General features: G+C 68.0%; 10 protein-coding genes and 5 pseudogenes. 6 read left to right on the top strand and 9 right to left on the bottom strand.

Features of this window, described 5'->3' with window-relative positions; all coding sequences use genetic code 11:
- From N4G66_RS24685 to N4G66_RS24670, 4 genes are all read right to left on the bottom strand, one after another.
- The gene (locus N4G66_RS24685) at nt 1-1,269 is read right to left on the bottom strand and encodes an acyl-CoA dehydrogenase family protein (protein WP_261706371.1); all 1,269 of its coding nucleotides are present in this window, start codon (nt 1,267-1,269) and stop codon (nt 1-3) included.
- A gap of 232 nt (nt 1,270-1,501) precedes the next feature.
- Nucleotides 1,502-2,146, bottom strand: coding sequence for a TetR/AcrR family transcriptional regulator (locus N4G66_RS24680; RefSeq protein WP_261706370.1), 645 nt, complete (start codon nt 2,144-2,146; stop codon nt 1,502-1,504).
- Between the two features lie 238 nt (nt 2,147-2,384).
- Nucleotides 2,385-3,032, bottom strand: coding sequence for an HAD family hydrolase (locus N4G66_RS24675; RefSeq protein ID WP_261706369.1), 648 nt, complete (start codon nt 3,030-3,032; stop codon nt 2,385-2,387).
- A gap of 71 nt (nt 3,033-3,103) precedes the next feature.
- Nucleotides 3,104-4,303: an acetyl-CoA C-acyltransferase gene (locus N4G66_RS24670; protein ID WP_261706368.1), complete on the bottom strand. Its 1,200-nt coding sequence runs from the start codon at nt 4,301-4,303 to the stop codon at nt 3,104-3,106.
- 450 nt (nt 4,304-4,753) lie between these two features.
- Here N4G66_RS24670 and N4G66_RS24665 point away from each other — a divergent pair, with 450 nt between their 5' ends.
- A complete protein-coding gene (locus tag N4G66_RS24665) occupies nt 4,754-5,134 on the top strand; it encodes an alpha/beta fold hydrolase (protein ID WP_261706367.1) in 381 nt (126 codons plus the stop codon).
- Between the two features lie 75 nt (nt 5,135-5,209).
- Here the strand turns inward: N4G66_RS24665 and N4G66_RS24660 are convergent, their stop codons facing one another.
- A complete protein-coding gene (locus tag N4G66_RS24660) occupies nt 5,210-6,322 on the bottom strand; it encodes a catalase family protein (protein WP_261706366.1) in 1,113 nt (370 codons plus the stop codon).
- Nucleotides 6,323-6,522: 200 nt separating this feature from the next.
- Here N4G66_RS24660 and N4G66_RS24655 point away from each other — a divergent pair.
- The 4 genes and pseudogenes from N4G66_RS24655 to N4G66_RS24640 form a co-directional block, all read left to right on the top strand.
- Nucleotides 6,523-6,736, top strand: a pseudogene (locus N4G66_RS24655) (IS701 family transposase); the annotation flags it as partial.
- A 2,205-nt stretch (nt 6,737-8,941) separates the two neighbouring features.
- Nucleotides 8,942-9,073, top strand: coding sequence for a hypothetical protein (locus N4G66_RS24650; protein WP_261706365.1), 132 nt, complete (start codon nt 8,942-8,944; stop codon nt 9,071-9,073).
- 1,797 nt (nt 9,074-10,870) lie between these two features.
- Nucleotides 10,871-11,212 carry a peptidoglycan-binding domain-containing protein gene (locus N4G66_RS24645; RefSeq protein ID WP_261706364.1) on the top strand — a complete coding sequence of 114 codons (342 nt, stop codon included), beginning with the start codon at nt 10,871-10,873 and terminating at the stop codon, nt 11,210-11,212.
- Between the two features lie 775 nt (nt 11,213-11,987).
- A pseudogene (locus N4G66_RS24640) lies at nt 11,988-12,269 on the top strand (NUDIX domain-containing protein); the annotation flags it as partial.
- Nucleotides 12,270-12,520: 251 nt separating this feature from the next.
- On the opposite strand, the gene N4G66_RS24635 reads toward N4G66_RS24640, so the two are convergent.
- Nucleotides 12,521-13,441: a helix-turn-helix transcriptional regulator gene (locus tag N4G66_RS24635; RefSeq protein WP_261706363.1), complete on the bottom strand. Its 921-nt coding sequence runs from the start codon at nt 13,439-13,441 to the stop codon at nt 12,521-12,523.
- Nucleotides 13,442-13,685: 244 nt separating this feature from the next.
- Between N4G66_RS24635 and N4G66_RS24630 the strand changes: the two genes are divergently transcribed.
- Complete coding sequence (locus N4G66_RS24630; protein ID WP_261706362.1) at nt 13,686-14,207, top strand: hypothetical protein; 522 nt, start codon at nt 13,686-13,688, stop codon at nt 14,205-14,207.
- Between the two features lie 43 nt (nt 14,208-14,250).
- Here the strand turns inward: N4G66_RS24630 and N4G66_RS24625 are convergent.
- The 3 pseudogenes from N4G66_RS24625 to N4G66_RS24615 all read right to left on the bottom strand — a co-directional run.
- Nucleotides 14,251-15,023, bottom strand: a pseudogene (locus N4G66_RS24625) (enoyl-CoA hydratase/isomerase family protein).
- Nucleotides 15,020-15,432, bottom strand: a pseudogene (locus N4G66_RS24620) (Zn-ribbon domain-containing OB-fold protein). The pseudogenes N4G66_RS24625 and N4G66_RS24620 overlap by 4 nt, the downstream one beginning before the upstream one ends.
- 94 nt (nt 15,433-15,526) lie before the next feature.
- A pseudogene (locus N4G66_RS24615) lies at nt 15,527-16,592 on the bottom strand (thiolase C-terminal domain-containing protein); the annotation flags it as partial.
- Nucleotides 16,593-17,201: the final 609 nt, after the last annotated feature.

Genomic DNA, 17,201 nt, shown 5'->3' with positions numbered 1-17,201 from the left:
TCAGTTCACCCCTGCCTTGTGGCCGCCGGGAGTGTCCGTGCTGCTCGCCGTCGTGGTGGCCCCGTCGCGGTACCGCCGCAGTTCCTGCCTGGCGATGGCCCGCTTGTGGACCTCGTCGGGACCGTCCGCCAGCCGCAGTGTCCGCAGCTGCGCGTACATCATCGCCAACGGGAAGTCCTCGGTCACTCCGGCTGCTCCATGCACCTGGATCGCGCGGTCGATGATCTTCAAAGCGATGTTCGGGGCGGCCACCTTGATGGCCGCGATCTCGGTGCGCGCTTCCTTGTTCCCGACCGTGTCCATCAGATACGCGGCCTTGAGCGTGAGCAGCCGGATCATCTCGATGTCGATGCGCGCTTCCGCGATCCAGTCCTGGATGTTGGACCGTTCGGCGACCGGACTACCGAATGTCACCCGTGACTGCGCGCGCCGGCACATCAGCTCCAGCGCCCGCTCGGCCGCGCCGATGGCCCGCATGCAGTGGTGGATACGACCGGGCCCGAGCCGGGCCTGGCTGATCGCGAAACCCTCACCCTCGCCCTTGAGGAGGTCCTTGGCCGGCACCCGTACGTCGGCGAAGTCGATTTCGGCGTGCCCCTCACGGTCCTGGTAGCCGAACACCGGCAGGCCGCGCATCACCGTGATCCCGGGGGCGTCGATGGGGACGACCATCATCGACTGCTGCCTGTGCGGAGCAGCGCCGGGGTCCGTCTTCCCCATGACGATGAGCACCTTGCAGTTGCGGTGCAGGGCATTGGAGGCGAACCACTTGCGGCCGTTGAGCACGTACTCGTCGCCGTCGCGCTCCATCCGCAACTCGATGTTGGTGGCGTCGGAGCTGGCGACACGCGGCTCGGTCATCGCGAAGGCCGAGGCCATCGTGCCGTCGAGCAGGGGCTTGAGGTACTTCTCCTTGTGCTCGTCGCTGCCGAACAGCGTGAGCACCTCCATGTTCCCGGTGTCGGGAGCGTTGCAGTTGCACGCTTCTGGGGCGATGTGACTGCGCCCCATGATCTCCGCCAGCGGTGCGTACTCGAGGTTCGTCAGCCCGGGGCCCCACTCCGGGTGCGGGTGAAACAGGTTCCAGAGTCCGCGCCTTCGCGCCTCCGCCTTGAGGTCCTCGATGATCGGCGGCTGGAAGTGCGGGTCACCCGACGCGCGCATCTGCACGTGGTACACCGCCTCAGCGGGGTAGACGTGTGCATCCATGAACTCGAGCAGATCCGCCTGGTATTTCTTGGCGCGATCCCGTATCTCGAACAGGGACATCTGAGCTCCTGACGGGTTGGCGTGCGAAGCCGGGGCACGGCCGAGAGCCGGCGTGACCGTGCTCTTGTCGAACTTTATAATTGAATCTGGCGTCAAGTTCAACAGCGGGGGACACGGCGACGCGCGAAGAAGACCGCCTACCTCCCGCGGAGGGGACGACAAAGGGAGCCGAGAAATGAGAAGCACCCGGCAGTACCGGGTGCGGTGGGCCAGGCTGTCCAGGCTGCCGGGGTCAGCGGTGGCCGGGGAACCGAAGGGCGTTCGCCCAGAGACGGGTGACCGTGGACACGAGCCCCTCGAAGTCCACCGGTACACCTTCTTCTTGCCGTTCGCCGACCACGAAGGCGTTGTAGGCCAGGACGCTGACCATGCCCGACAGGGCACGGGAGGCCATCATCGGATCGACCCCACGGTCCGCGACATCCCGCGCCTGCAGGTCGGCGATGCCGCGGGCATTGCGGCAGATGAACGCGTCAGCGCGCCGGCTCCGGAACTCGCGGAACTCCGGCTCCACTTGTGCGACCTGCTCAAGGAGGGCCATCAGCTTCGCATTCCGCTTGTATGCCTCGAGATACGCGCGGTTGCTCGCCTCGAGCACCGCATAGGGATCGTCGGTACCCTGCACCCGGCCCATGCCGGGGTGCATCATGTCCTCCTGCGCCTCCAGGAGGACGGCGGCGAGGACCTCCTCCTTGTTGGCGAAGTAGGTGTAAAAGGATCCCGCCGCACATTGAGCTTCTTTGGTGATGTCGGTCAGGCGAGTGTCGAGGTAGCCGTCCCGTTCGAACACCTTCCGCGCGGCCTTCACCAATGCGGCCCGTGTCCGCGCTCCGCGCTTCGTCGTAGGCGGCTCGCGAAGGTTCGAGAGGGGCGCCACGGGAGGTGCGTACTCGCCGTCGATCTCCTCGGGCCCAGTCGTGTCCATTCCGGAAACGGTACTTGAATCCGACGCCATAGTCACAAACGCGAGACTGATCCCTGGCGCCGCGCAGCGCAATGGTGTCGACAGTGACAGCCCATGGGGGCGCACAGGATCGAAATCGCTGATCGTGGGCGGCGCCTGCCGAGGATGCGAGCCGGTGGCCGTGCGGGTCTCACCCTCGCCGAATCAGCGATCAGGCGGTGATCCCGAAGCGTTCGGCGAGTTGGCGGCGAGTGTCGGCGGCGGCGGTGTGCAGTACGCCCCCGATTCCGATCCGTGCCGCTCCGTCGAGGTTCTGCTGCAGATCGTCGATCATGACTGCCTCTTCGGGGTCGATGCCCAGGCGTTCACATGCGATCGCGTAGATCCGCCGGGAGGGCTTGCGGATCCCGACCTCCGCGGAGATCACGACCGCATCGGCAACAGCGGAGAGGTCGACGCCGTCGTAGGTTCTGGTACCGAACGAATTGGACACGAGCGCAACGGGACGGCCGGCGGCTCGAAGATCACCGAGCAGCGCGAGCATGTCCTGGTCGATCGACATGCCCGCCTGCATCCGGGCCGTGAGCCCCTCGGCCGGTACGTCTGCGCCGTGGACGCGGAGGCGTTCGGCGAATCCCCGCTCGAAGCCCCCGGCGTCGAGACGGCCGCACTCGTGATCGGCCAGGAGGGTGCGTGATCGCTGGTCCCGGGCGAGGAGATCGAGCGGCAGGCGCGGGTCGCCGCCCAGCGAGGCGCCGAAGGCGGTGAAAGCCTGCAGCACACTGGAGGTGATGACCCCACCGAAGTCCACCAGGACCGCGGTTCGGGGTTTTGCCGCCGACTTCGACACGGTATCCACGTCTCTCCTCACGATCGGCCTGCTGCCGCGCAATCGGACGGCAGCCACGTTCTCCAGCAGGGATGGGGACCTCAGACGACCTCGAACAGTCCGGCTGCACCCATTCCGCCGCCGACACACATCGAGATCACCACATACCGAACACCCCGGCGCTTCCCCTCGACGAGGGCATGCCCCACCAGCCGGGCACCGGTCATTCCGTACGGATGACCGACCGAGATGGCGCCGCCATCGACGTTGAACCGCTCCGGATCGATGTGCAGCTCGTCCCGGCAGTACAACGCCTGGGAGGCGAACGCCTCGTTGAGTTCCCACAGACCGATGTCGTCGATGGTGAGGTTGTGCTGCTTCAGCAGTTTCGGAATGGCGAACACCGGGCCGATGCCCATCTCGTCCGGCCCGCATCCGGCAACGGTCATACCCCGGTAGACACCGAGCGGTTCCAGTCCGCGGCGTTCGGCCTCCCTCGACTCCATCAGCACCGACACCGAAGCCCCGTCCGACAACTGCGAGGAGTTGCCCGCCGTCACACTGGAGCGCGCGCTCACCCGACCGTCGGGCAGCACCGGGGCCAACCCGGCCAGGCCTTCGAGTGTCGTCGACTCCCGGTTGCCCTCGTCCCGGGCCAGGCTGAACTCCTCGTCCCGCACCTCCCCCGACTGCTTGTCGAGAACCTTCTTGGTGCTGGTGAGCGCGACGATCTCCCGGTCGAACCGGCCGGCCTCCTGCGCCGCCGCGGTGCGCTGCTGCGACACCAGCGCGAACTCGTCCTGACGTTCCCGGCTCACGCCGTAGCGTTCGGCGACGATCTCCGCCGTCTGCAACATCGGCATGTAGATGCTCGGCTTGTGCTCGACCAGCCAGGGATCTGTCATGCGATGGGTGTTCATGTGGTCGTTCTGCACCAGGGAGATCGACTCGACGCCGCCGCCGACTGCGACCTGCATGCCGTCCGTGACAATCTGCTTGGCGGCCGTCGCCACGGCCATCAGGCCCGACGAGCACTGCCGGTCGATCGTCATCCCCGACACGACGTCCGGAAGTCCGGCACGGAGAGCAGCTTGACGCGCGACATTGAAACCCGAGGACCCCTGCTGCACCGCGCAACCGAAGATCACATCCTCGACCTCGCCTCCCTCGAGCCCGGCGCGTCGCACCGCGTGTGAAAGGGCATGAGCGGCAAGCTCCTGCGCCTGGGTGTCGTTGAACGCGCCGCGGTAGGCCTTTCCGATCGGCGTCCGTGCCGTCGAAACGATGACTGCTTCCCTCATGTCGCCTCACTGTTTCCTTTTGGTCCGGTTCGTCCGGGAGCTTCGGGGCTGGGATTCCGAGCGCCGGCAGGGGGCGCCGAAAGCCAACTGTCTTGCGGAGATGGCTCATTGACCGTCTCCTCGAGCGGCCTTTGACGTGAGTCATGGCCGCAGCAGCGACAGGGAGTCGGCCTTCCGATCGTTATAGTTGAATTCGGCGTCATGTTCAACGGTGGCCAGGTCTTGACAGCCACCCTCCCCATCTGAGGCTACCGACCAGTCGGTATGAAGAGGCGGATCCGGCCCGCCTGAGCCTCTCCCCGAGTACGGGCGTGTTCGACGCGATCGTGGCGGGTCCGCCCGGAGGCCGCCCAGTGCTGCTGCACGGCTTCCCGCAGACGGGGCTGGTTCGGCAACGACAGATCGCGGCTTCGGCCGCGCGCGGCTACCGGGTGGTGGCACCCGACCAGCGTGGGTATTCCCCCCGGCGCCCGGCCCCAGCGACCCGAGGACTATCGCATCAGCCTTCTCGTCAACGATGTGGTCGCGATCACCGAGGAACTGGGCTGGGCGGCGTTCGACCTGGTCGGCCATGACCGGGGAGGCGCGGCGGCTTGGTGGACCGCTCACTCCCACCCCGGCCGCGTACGCACCCTGCCGGTTGCCTCGACCCCGCACCCCGGCGCTCTGACCACCACCCTGCGCACCTACCAGGATCAGCGCAAACGCTCGCACTACATGATCGACTGGCGCGAAACACCCACGACCGAAGAGCGCCTGCTCGCCCACGACGCCCAAGAGCTTCGCGACCTCTACGCCGGAAAGATCCCGCAGGACAGTGCCGAGGCCTAAGTGCGTCACCTACCCCAGCCGGGCGCTCTGACCGCGGCTCTGAACTGGTACCGGGCCGGCCGCCACCTCGACAGCTCAGCCCAGCAGCTCAGCGCTGCCGGCCGGTTCGCGCCGCTCTTGCCCGTTGACGCGGTGCCGTTCGATGGACGAGCGCCGGTACACCTCCTGCCGCACCCGCTGAATCTCGCCGATGGGCCGGTGGTCCTCGCGTGAACGCCACGGCGTGATCGACGTGGCGTCGGCGGCCGCCAGGTTGTCGTACCCGCCGATAGCCTGGCGCGGGAGATCCACCCGGGCGACCGTCACCCAGGGGGACAGGTCATCGGGCCACTTGACGGACGTGTTGTCCACCGGCATACGGGCCAGATCGGTGTTGAGCTGGACCTGGAGCTCGAAGGAGTGGTCTCGCTCCGCGGCCTCGGCCACCAGGGTGCGGCGGAATGCCTCATTGTCCGCGCGCACGTCCACGATCTGCTGCGTGATGGAGGCCAGGGACACGGCGGTCGGCACGGTACGGATCTTGGCGATGTGTTCGCCGTACCGGAAGGCGCCCATGCTGTTGTAGCTGTACGACAGCAGGTTCCTGCGCGGGACACCGGTGAACGACAGCATGGCGAGCAGTTCGTCCCACAGCCAGCTGTCGGGATCGGTGAGCGTCAGCCGGCGGGTCAGGAACTCCGCCATCCAGGTCTTGCGGCGGGCTGGGTCCACGAGGGCCTCGGGCAATTCGGCGAACAAATCCTCGATCACCATGTAGTCGTAGGCCGTGTTCGCGAAGAAGACATCGTTGTTGATCAGGTTGAGGTCGAAGGTGCCGCTGTCTCGTTCGTCGTCCAGCAGCGAGGGGCCGGCAACTCCGAACAGCTTGATGCCCATTCCGCAAGCCGCGCCCAGCTGGTGGTCGGGGCGGTCGTGACCCAAGCCGTTCGAGTAGCGGACGACGGCGTCGTACGCGGTCGGCCGTTCGAAGATTCCCTGCCGGTAGAAGCCAGGATTGTCACCAACCGTGACCGTGGCCTTGAGGAGGCCGTAGGTCTTGCCGTGGGCCGTGCGGACAGCGCGGCCGACGGTCTCGCGCTCGACCGAGGCGCGAGTACGACGCGCCACCTGAGCGATGACTGCTTCCATCTCCTCCTGGTAGGAAGGGCGTTCGATGGGCCGGTAGTCCTCGTAGCGAACAGGATTCATTGTGCCGCCTCCCTCTCGTGGTGTACTGCACACAGACGCTAGTACGCAATTTAATTGTGCACAACATAACTGTGGGCGATCGCACGTTCCCAGCACCGAATCGTCGGTGCCGGCTACTCGTCGGCGCCCAGTGCGTGGGATGCGGATCAGAGGGACGACGGACAGAAATGAACGGCTCCCACAAGCAGTCCAGTCACTACCTGGTCTGTCCAGCCAAGGTCCGCTGGCGCATCGAGCACGACTACCGCGAACTCAACACGGCCTGGGCCCGGACCACTTCGAAAGCCGATCCTGGCCGGCCGGCACCACCACGTCACCCTCGTGACCGCCGCCCGCGTCTTCCTCACCGAACAGCGCCTCGCCCCAAAAGCACCCGGACCGGTCTCACCCTCTACCAAGTCCTCGACACCCTCCGGGGACGTTCCGAGGTGCTGGACCGGTGTCTGCACCACCTGCCACCAAGCCGCCCCCTGCCAACCTGGTGTGCCGCGCGTTGGGGCGGCCGCCGCAACCCCATGACCACTGGAAGCGCGAGACCCACCTCTTCACGGCGCACCGGGGCAACCGATCACCGTTCAGAATTGCCGATGTTCGCGTCCTCGTCGCCAGTGCCCGGGCCGGTGAGGGTGACGCCATCGCCACCGTTGAACTCCTGGTCACAGTCCACGTGCCGCACGTCGTTGACGGCAGACGGGTGCGCAGCTGTGGCCTCTGTTGGCGCTGGCGAGCCCGCTGCCGATCAGGCGGATGCCGTGCGCGGACCAGGTGGAGGGTTCTGTGCTGGGGAGCCCTGCCAGTGTTTCAGCCACCGGCTTCCCCTTTGCTGCTCGGTGAGCCACTAACTGGTAGAAGAGGCGCTGATGCTGCCGGAAGGACTGACGGAAGGACTGGCGGAGGAACTGGCGGAGGGCCTCGCGGAAGGGGTTGCCGTCTGTGAGGGCGAGCTGGGGCGGCGGCCGCTGGAGGCTCGGGGGGTCGGCTTCGCCTTCACTGGTGGCGGCGCACTGGTGGTGGCGGGAGGCCGAGAGACCGGTGACGTGCTGCGAGTCGCCGTTGGCAGAGGACGCCGGATCCCGTCACCGTTTGGGTCCCGGACGCCCTTTCGGGCCGGGTGCGTGGTCACACGCTCCGGTGAAGCCTGTGAATCGGGAACGCGGACCCCGGGCTCTTCGGGGGACGGCTGTTCCGGGATCGAGGCTGCTCGTGGGGCCGTCGACTGGGGAAACACCGATGCGGTAGCCAGGCCTCCGAGGAGGGTGAAGGCGGCTGCGGCAAGAGACCGGACGGCATACTTCTTCAGCCGCGCCGGACGGTCGTACCGGTCAGCCGACAGGTCCTGCGAGGCAGTCGGTGACCCGGGAAGGGGCGACCCGGAGGAGCTCGGTCCCCGACTCAAGCGGACCTCCGGCATCGCGGTCTCGACGGCCGGAGCACCGCCTCTCCGATCGCTCAGCTGTGCCGTGCCGGGGTCGTATGCCCCACACTCTGGGCAGGTAACGGCGCCGTTGAGCGTGCGGCTGCACGGGATGCAGTAGTCCATGAAGCGACCGTCCTCAGTCCTTGAGTTGACGGGAGCGAAGGTGCACCCAACCCGGGTAGCAGTCAGCGGTGGGGAGACGCCGCTTGGTTTGTTTCGGACCAATCTTTGACATGTACGAACCTCACTTACCGGTCTAGAGGTGGGTCACCGGTTACTGGGGTCAACGGGGTGCATCGAATGAGTGCTCACCCGCAGGCTGAAAAGTGGGGTATGTAACTCTGCTGGAAGGGACGTTGATGACCGGGACGGCGCGGCAGCCTCGGCGCTACGAGCCGAACGGTTGCGGCTCGATCCGGGCCGAGTGCTGCTCACTTCCCACGGCTCGACGTCCCCTGGGCGCAATTTCTTCGCTCCTGCGATGTCCTGGGGCAAGGTGGTCAGGCTGAGGAGTCCCACGGGCAGCAGCAACCGCACTGCGACCACAGCCGGTCGTCTCGGCGGCCGCCGAGTCTGCTCCCACCTTCGAGACCTGCCAGACCGCGGGAGGGAAACCAGAATTGAGCACTTACCGGCATGGAGGTGAGGTGCGCCAGACTGCCGGGGCCGACGCGGCGACAGCGGTCGCATCAGCGTCGACGCTGCGGAACACCACCCTGATCACGCAGCACGCGGCCAGGTTGTGAGCACCCGGGTCAGGGGGTCGGACCGCGCAGCCGCACGGCCCGGCACCTTCCGGCCATCCAGCGGTGCCGGTCGAGGGGCAATTGTTCAGGGGCAGTTGACGGCCGGGTCCCCTGTGTCACGGTTGCAGGTGTCGAAGCCGAGGCCGCCGTCGAGGGTGTCGTTGCCGGCATTGCCGTTGATGGTGTAGTTGGCGGCCAGTCTGGAAATGGTGTCGTTGCCGGGTCCCTTGGAGTGCAGTCGCCGGACGGTGCGACGGTGTCCCTGATGCTGTTGCCGGTCTGCCCAACGGTGATGCTGTTGCCCCGCCCCACCCCGGAAGTGACGGTGATGGTGGTGCCGGTCTTGTTCACCAGCGTGGCGAGAATCCCTGCCGGCCGTGCTGCGGCAGCCGCGGTGGATGCGTCCGTGAGGTACAGAATGAAACCGCGCACCGTGGCCAGAAGCGCGACGGTGCGATGGACCGTCCTTCTCAAGACCTGCCCCCTCACTGGGAAGCCGCGCTGAAGGTGGAGTCGACCATGCGCACCGGTTACGAGCACGGCTTCCGGGTGATCACTCTGACCGACTGCGTCGCCGCCACCTCGTAGGAGAAGCAGGACAACGCCATCGCCTACAACTTCTCGATGTTCTCGCTGCCGATGGCCTCTGCCGATGTCATCGCCGCCCTGTAGCCCCGCCGTCGCCCGCCCCAGCGGTTTGGCCGGCCAGAGGCGCTCCTTCGGCTTCGGTCGCCCGCCGTCGGCCGCCCTAGTGCGCAGGCAGTTGACATCGTCTGGACCCTGAAGCGCGCACCCGTAGCGCTCGGCCAGGCGTCGCATGACGGCGGCCTCGTTGACGTTGTGCCGGTGACGATCAGGGACAGTTCGAAGGGCAGCCCCGAGGCACTGCCACGGTTGCCCCTTCTTCCGGTGCGCCGTCGATCGGCTGTCTGTCGCCCACGTCCCTCCCGATACGGCCGGGAGACGGCGTGTTGACCACGTCTGCCTCGTCATCCCTGCCGGATGGCCGAGACGCTTCTGTTCGCCGTCCGGTTCCAGGTCCACTGCGGCGGCCTCACCGGGCCAGGTATGTGTCGCGGTATGTGATGTGCTGGCACCTCACTGGCCGTGAGAGCCGGTGGTGGCATGAGCAAGCAGGGTGAGCGCAGCGTCTGAGGCGGTTCCCGGTGCGGTCGTGGCCACAACGAGGGCGTGATCCGGTGAATGTGAGGGGTCGAGCATCTTTGGGTGATGGTCACCCGGCCGATCCAAGGGTCGTGCAATTCCAGCATGGCGTGTCACAGGCACGGACGCGGACGCGGTGATCGATCCACAGTTCGGCGAATTCGGGGCTCTGTAGAACGAGATGTGCGGCTGTACCACCGCCCGGGCTCTGGATGAGGCGTGGGTTACATACCGGCCGCAGGATGAAAACAAAGCCGCGCGGCCTACGTATTGCCTCCCTGAGAAGAAGAGGGAAACCCGCCACCGGGGCGCCCTGCGCAGAGGCCCTCGCAGTGATCACGACCCTACACCTGGTACCTGACCGCCGCTGATGAAAGAAATGGGCCGTCAGAAACAAGACGAACTGAGGAGGACTCGGTGGGTCGCCACGACGCCAGCCCTGAGCGGACTCCCGGCTCGGACCCTGACATCGCGCAAGGGATCAGAGACTCCTTCCAAGCCGTGCTGGACGCTTTGGATGCCGCACGCGCCGACCTCCTGCGCGACGAGAACCAGGAACACGTCGAGGGCCCGTCTCAGCTCCAGAGCCGGCACGGTCACCCGACCGGGGATGCCCCCTTTCCCCAGCCGCCCTCGTCCCCGTCGACCCCGGCTTCCTCCGCATCCGGCCGGGCACTGCCAGTCAGACGTGTGTCGTCTGGCACGCCACCAGAGCGTCCCGGGCTCCACCGCCCAACTGCCAATGAATCGCTGCCGACTGGCGGCCTGCGCCAGGACACCCCGCAGGCTGTAATGGCGGAGCCGCCGGGGCTGCCCAGAGGGCTGGAGGCCGTCCCGCCCCCGTCGATGGGAAAGCCGCCGACGGCCGGTGGACCGGACCCGGAGGCTGTCGCACCAGCCGTGGCTCTCCCAACTCCGGCTCCCTGGCAGGAAAGCGCGTCGAGTAGGAGCCCTCGGCCGGGCACCGCTTGGTCGGACGTCCCCCACTGTCCTGCCGTCCCGTTCGACCAGCTCGACACGGCGCCCTTAAGGGGATCTGCGCCATCCGCCCGCGCACACGGGAGGAAGACCGGCGGCAGACGGCGGCGATTCACCAGCCGCAGGGACCTGCGAATCACCGGAATCTTCGGGCTGGGCGCGGCGAGCGGATTGATCCTCGCCACTTGGCTGCTGACCTACCACAACGCCGACCCCGCGACCTCCTCTTCGCCTCCCCGGCACATGGAATCCCCACTGCCGACGACTCCCGCGCCGAAGGACCCCTCCCTCCCGACTGAAGGGCAGTCGAACCGCCCGCCGCACGGCACACCAGACCCGCCGCTCCCTGAAATCCCGGGCACGGGCGTCCTGCGCCAAGACGACAGCGGCCATGGCGTCTACGAGTTGCAGGTACGTCTCCTGCAGATACCCGGCATCTACGACGGTGGGCCGATCGACGGCCGCTACGACGCGGAGGTCCGAGCGGCAGTGACCCTGTTTCAGAAGCGGTACGGGATCCGCGGCGATGAGACCGGGGTCTACGGCGACAACACACGTTTTGCCCTCATGCTGCGGACCAAATAGCCAGCGACAGAAGGACGGGGTATCAGGATCAACGTCGGCGCCAGTCCCCTCGCAGGAACGCGCCCCAACTGCGGCAGGGTCGGCGCCACCTACCCCGCAGCGGCTCGTCGAGGTTGCGGATGCGGTGACGTGTGTCCAGAGAGCCGGACGAGTGTCCACCTCGGGGAACCGATGAGGTGACGAGGGCCCCCATGACTCCATCATCTGCGCTTGCGGCGCAGGACTTTTTCCCCGTGCCAGCGGCAGACGTTGAGGGCGAAGTGTCAGCCCGTAGTGCTCCGCGCGGGCGACGACGCTCGCGGCGGGACCAGTGCGCGGCGCACGAAGCGCAGGCGACGGCCCGCCGGGGCGCTCGGCCTGTTCGCGACCACCGAAGCACTCTCCGTGCTGATCGAGACGGCGCACGACACGAGCCGGCTGCCCGCAGCGATCTCGGCCGTGACCGTACTGGCCGCGACGGCCGCACTGCGGTCCCTGCTCGGCATCGCCATCCAGGCCCTGTCCACCCGGCTCTCCCCGCGCGTCTCCCGCGAGGCGGAGTACAAGATGCTGGAAGCGGCGACCAACGCGGAACAGGCCGCCTACGACCACCCCGGCTTCAACGACCGGTTCGACGCCGCCGAGCGCGGCGTCGACGCAAGCCGGGACATGATCGGCCAGTCCCAGAACTACATCGCCTCCCTGGCCACCCTGATCGCCGCCGCCGTGGTCATCGCCAGCCTCTACCCGCTGCTTCTGCCCCTGCTGCTCCTGGCCTCTTCCCGACGGTGCCGCCCGGGAGTTGTACGAGGAGACCGGCGTCACCGTCGACCCGGCTCACCTGCGCATGGTTCACACCGTGCACCATCGGCAGGACACGCAGGTGGAGCGGATCGGCTTCTTCTTCGAGGCCACCGAATGGGAGGGGCAGCCCGTCAACAAGGAGCCCGAGAAATGCCTCGCCGTTGAGTGGTTCACCGTGCATGACCTGCCCGACGACATCATCGAGTACCCGGCAGTCGTTCTACGCGGCTACCTCGGCGACGACAGCCCTCTCACAGAACACGGCTGGCAGTAGACCAACCCCGCCTTCTCCACTCCTCCGCGTCGCCATGACGGAGGGCTCACGGCTCAGGAAGGGGGAGAGTTGGGCCCGCTGGTGAGGTGGGGCGGCGTACGGGCGAAAGCAGCGGCTTCTCCGGCGGCCCCGGATCCGGAGGGGCCGCCGAGCCTGCCGAAATCACCGAGGCCGCTCTGGCCCCGCAAACAGCCCGCCGACGGGAGGGGGTCCGGCCCCGGTGCTGCACGTCGGTCCGGACGGACCACGCCTCACCCGGACGTGACGCGAGCCGACGCCCGCCCCCGCACGATGAAGGCGGCGATGTCGTGGGTGGGGCAGCACCCCGGCAGGACCGGCCCGTGATCCGGTGACGTGCACCAGATGCCACTGTCGGCTTCCCCTCCCTCCGCGCCGGACGGATCCGGCTCGATGGCATAGACGATGAGCATCTGGTCCGGGTCCTCAGGAAGGAGCAGCGTGCGGAAGGTGGCGGTGAGAGGACCGAGCAGGGGGTGCTGGAGGCGGTAGGCGCCGTGCATGGGGTCGACGACGTCCTGTTCGCGCCACAGCCGCCGGAAGTCGGAGTCTGTCGCCGCCAGTTCCGCGATGAACGCGTTGGTCTCCTCGTCCTCGGGATGGCGGCCCACTTCCAGACGCAGCCAGGCGACGACGTGCCGTGCCATGACCGGCCAGTCGAGCACCAGTTTCCGGATGGCGGGCTGCCCGTACACGAGAAGGGCCAGGTTGCGCTCCGGCACGGGGGCGAAATCGAGGAAGATCTTCGAGGCGGGGCAGTTCCACGCCAACACCTGAGTCCGTCGCCCCAGGGCGAACACGGCGGTGTCCGGCATGTTGTCCAGCAGCCACTGGGTACCCTCCGAGACCCGCTCGGCGGCGAGTGGCCGGCTCCGGTCGGGGTGGGCGAGGTTGTGCAGATGGACCCGCTCCAACTCGTCCAGCCGCAGTGCGCGGGCGACCGCGTCGAGCACAGAGGCGGAGACCTTGTCGTTGCGCCCCTGTTCCAGCCGTATGTAGTAGTCGATCCCGATCCCGGCCAGCTGTGCCAGTTCCTCGCGCCGTAGCCCCGGCACCCGGCGCACCCCTCCGAACGTCGGCACGCCCACCTCGGACGGGCTCAGCCGGGCGCGTCTGGACTGGAGGAAGGAGCGGAGTTCGGTGCGTCTGTTCATAGCCTCTCCTGGCCGGATTCACCTGGCCGGAATCCTAGACAGGCCACCTGTGCGGAACGGGACCGAGGGCGGACTCACAGCGAAAGGGCGTGAGCCAGGGGCCAGTTGGACCCCTCCCACATGCCCGGACGATCCGAGAGGCTGGATCTGCGCGCCCTTCGGCCCGTGCGGGGGATACGGGCCGAGGGCGCTGCGCGTCAGCAGAAGATGACGCACCACAGAGGCACCACGGAAAGGTATGCGCATGATGGTCAAGGTCCGGCGTACGGCAACAGCGGCGGCCGCGTTTCTGCTCGCTTTCGGAGGTATGAGCGCGTTGACGGTCGGTCCCGCCTACGCGGAGGACTACGCCTGCACCAGCTACCAGGACAAGACCTTCCCCACACCTGGGAGCAACGTGGAAGTCTCGATCAAACTGTGCATCGAGCACTACTCGGAGGGCGGGTACGAGGCCACCGCCTACTACAAGTGGTCGGGAAGCGGTGGCACGGATCTCGACGACAACCGGAAGTTCGACCGGTTCGACCTCCAGGTGCGGGTCGAACAGCACGACCCCGACATCGGCGACATCATCCAGGCGTCGCGTGTCTGCGACGTGAGGTACGACATCAACACGTCAGGCGATGGGAGCGGCTTCTGCCCGAAGTGGTACAGCCACAGCAGAGCGCTCACCTGGAGCGCCGACGGGACCGTCACGTACGACATCGACCGCGACGGCGAGGGCGCGTACACCTGGAACCTGGGCGGCTCCCCGCAGATCGACTGACCGGAGGGCCTGGAGGATCCCGGTCCCGGCACGGTGCAGCGGCTCACCGAATCCGGGGTCGGGACGTCGGCCGTGCCGCGAACAGCGCCGCCTGCTCCTCGCCCGGCAGGTTCCCCAGCGCGATGAGATGCGGTGCCTGGGCCCAGCCCGCCCCGCGTGCCGCCTCGTTCGCCGCCCACAGGGCCCGGACCGTGCCCTGGACGCCGGTGGGCGGGTAGCCGGCGATGACGGCCGCGCAGGCTGTCGCGGCGGCCAACGCGCCGCCCGGCTCGGTGAGTTCGCTGACCAGGCCGATCTCGTACGCGCGCCGGCGGAGATCCGTTCCGCCGTGCCCATGAGCATCATGCGGGCGACCTCGCCGTACGGCATCCGCTGGGCCAGGAGCACCGACTCGTACGCGCTGACCATGCCGTACGTGGTGTGGGGGTCGAAGAACTCGGCGTCGGCGCCGGCGACGACGAACTCGGACTCCCCGAGCAGGTAGAAGGCCCCTCCGCAGGCCATCCCCTCCACGGCGGCGACGACCGGCTTCCACAGGTCGTTCGCCTTGGGGCCGACGGTGAGCAGCGGGTCGTCCTGCATATAGGGCGAGTCGGGCTGGGGGACCACCGCGTCGCAGTCCAGGCGGGTGGAGAAGGCCCGACCGCCGGCTCCGGTGAGGACGATCGCGCGGACCGTGTCGTCGAAGCGCAACTCCAGCCAGAGTGCGTTGAGTTCGCCGACCGTCGGCAAGTCGATCGCGTTGAGTCTCGTCGGGCGGTCGACGGTGACCACCGCCACCCCGGTGTCCTTGTCCGCGGCGAGTCGTACGGTCATGGGCGCTCCAGGATCCACTGGGGGAGACCGGCGGCGTCGAAGACGGCCTGGACCCGGGCGCCGATGCGGACGCGGTCGGGGGAGAGCGAGTCGAGGGGGCGCCCGCCTCGGTCACCAGGTTGCCCACCATCCGTATCCGGGGCGCTTCGGCCAGCTCGACGAGGATCACGTTGTACGGGGCCTGTGCCGCGTACTCCGGCAGGAGGGGCGGGTGCGGGACCACGTAGGACCAGATGCGGCCGCGGCGGGAGGTCGGACGCCACTCGGTCGCGAAGGACCGGCAGTGCGGGCAGCAGGGGCGGGGCGGGAAGCGGGGTTCGCCGCAGTCGGCGCAGGCCTGGACGCGGAGCTCGCCCTGGGCCGCGTACCGCCAGAAGGGGGCGCCGTCGGCGTCGGGCACGGGGGTCAGCGTCGCGGATTCAACTCCCTCGGATTCTGCGTCGGTTCGTCGGTTCCGTTCGGCGGTTCGATTCGTGGGTTTGGTTCCTCGGCCGGTTCCTTGGTCAGCTCCTCAGGAGGAGGGCGGAGGTCGGGACGCCCTCGCCTGCCGTGACCAGGCAGGTGGCGGCGCCGGGGACCTGGGCGGTGCTCGTCCCGCGCAGTTGCTTCACGCCCTCGTTGATCAGGTTGAACCCGTGGACGTAGGCCTCGCTGAGGCCGCCCCCGCCGGTGTTGAGGGGCAGCCGTCCGCCGGTCTCCAGGGCGCCGCCCTCGGTGAAGGCGCCGCCCTCGCCGCGGCCGCAGAAGCCGTAGCCCTCCAGGGAGAGCGGGACGAGGGGGTGAAGGCGTCGTAGATCTGGGCCACGTCGATGTCGTGCGGGGTGAAGTCGGCGTGTTTCCACAGGTGTCGGGCCGCCGCCCAGGCGGGGCCGGTGAGCGGGTCCTCGTTCCAGTAGTTGACCACGCCGTGGTGCTGGGCGGGCAGGCCCTGGGCGGCGGAGTGGACGTAGACGGGGGCCCGGCGGCAGTCGCGCGCCCGCTCCGCCGACACGATCACGCAGGCCAGCGCCCCGTCCGTCTCCAGGCAGTTGTCGTAGAGGCAGAGGGGCTCGCTGATCCACCGGGCGGTCATGTACATCTCGCGGGTCAGCGGGCGGTCGTACATGATCGCCGCCGGGTTCTGGTTGGCCCGGTTGCGGCAGGCGAGGGCGACGTTGAAGAGGTGGTCGCCGGTCGTGCCGTACTCGTGCATGTGGCGGCGGGCGAGCATGGCTATCTCGTCGGCGGGGCGCAGCAGGCCGAACGGGCGGGTCCACTGGGCCGGGGTGGGGAGCTGGACGGCCGTGTTGGTCCACGGGCGGGGCCCGCTGCCCCGCTTCCGCGACCGCCAGGCAACGCCGACGGTGGCCTGGCCGGCGGCGATGGCGGCGGCCAGGTGCGCGCGGTGGCGCAGGAGCCGCCGCCGAAGCCGACCTTGCTGAAGAAGGTCAGGTCGCCGAAGCCGACGGCCTTGGCCAGCTCGACCTCGTCGGTCTCCTCCATGGCGTAGGAGGCGAGGGCGTCGACCTCGCCCGGGGCGATCCCGGCATCGTCGAGGGCGGCCAGGACGGCCCGGCAGGGGCGTGTCCTCACCGCCTTTTTGTTCCGCATACTCAAGAGCGGAGAACCGGAGTACAACGGTGCCCCACCGGACACTGCACCCCGTCGTGGCCCACTGCGCACACAAGCCCCGCCGGAGCATCCCGGCGGGGCCTCGTCGTCTCACGCGCTATCACAACCGTCTCACCAACTGTGCGGACTCCCCCGGACTGTGAGGCTCTGAACTGGCATTACGCGCTTGTCCTGGATCAGCTGGACGCCCCTGGACGGTCGTTACGACCTGTGCCATGTCGTACCGCAGGACTCGCACGCCAACACCACAGATCACGGACCAAGATCCGGACCAGGTGCGGACCAACTCGGCCCAGCAGCAGACGATTCCACCCTTTACCGCAGGCCAGAGGTGATGGTGAGCGTGTACCACCAGCAGACGAAGAATCTGCCGGGACGAACGCGCACCGTGCCCAGGTGCAGCACCTTGCCCATGCCCACGGCGGCTGAGCGGCAAGGCCGGGCTCGGTCTCTCAGCCCGGTCACCTACCACGCAACGACTCTGAGCCGATCAACCCCAGATGTCCGAGTTCAACGGAGCGTAGTCAGCACCAAGTCAGCACGGGACAGGTGAAGACGGGTGATGAC

Source organism: Streptomyces rhizosphaerihabitans, assembly GCF_025399795.1.
Taxonomy (GTDB): Bacteria; Actinomycetota; Actinomycetes; order Streptomycetales; family Streptomycetaceae; genus Streptomyces; species Streptomyces rhizosphaerihabitans.
This window is presented reverse-complemented; position numbering and strand designations above follow the sequence as displayed.

Excerpts from the sequence above, each read along its gene's own strand:
- N4G66_RS24670 (WP_261706368.1), bottom strand. The coding sequence starts at position 4,303 with ATGAGGGAAGCAGTCATCGTTTCGACGGCACGGACGCCGATCGGAAAG.
- N4G66_RS24650 (WP_261706365.1), top strand. The coding sequence starts at position 8,942 with ATGGACCGTCCTTCTCAAGACCTGCCCCCTCACTGGGAAGCCGCGCTG.
- N4G66_RS24630 (WP_261706362.1), top strand. The coding sequence starts at position 13,686 with ATGATGGTCAAGGTCCGGCGTACGGCAACAGCGGCGGCCGCGTTTCTG.
- N4G66_RS24635 (WP_261706363.1), bottom strand. The coding sequence starts at position 13,441 with ATGAACAGACGCACCGAACTCCGCTCCTTCCTCCAGTCCAGACGCGCC.
- N4G66_RS24660 (WP_261706366.1), bottom strand. The coding sequence starts at position 6,322 with ATGAATCCTGTTCGCTACGAGGACTACCGGCCCATCGAACGCCCTTCC.
- N4G66_RS24685 (WP_261706371.1), bottom strand. The coding sequence starts at position 1,269 with ATGTCCCTGTTCGAGATACGGGATCGCGCCAAGAAATACCAGGCGGAT.
- N4G66_RS24645 (WP_261706364.1), top strand. The coding sequence starts at position 10,871 with ATGGAATCCCCACTGCCGACGACTCCCGCGCCGAAGGACCCCTCCCTC.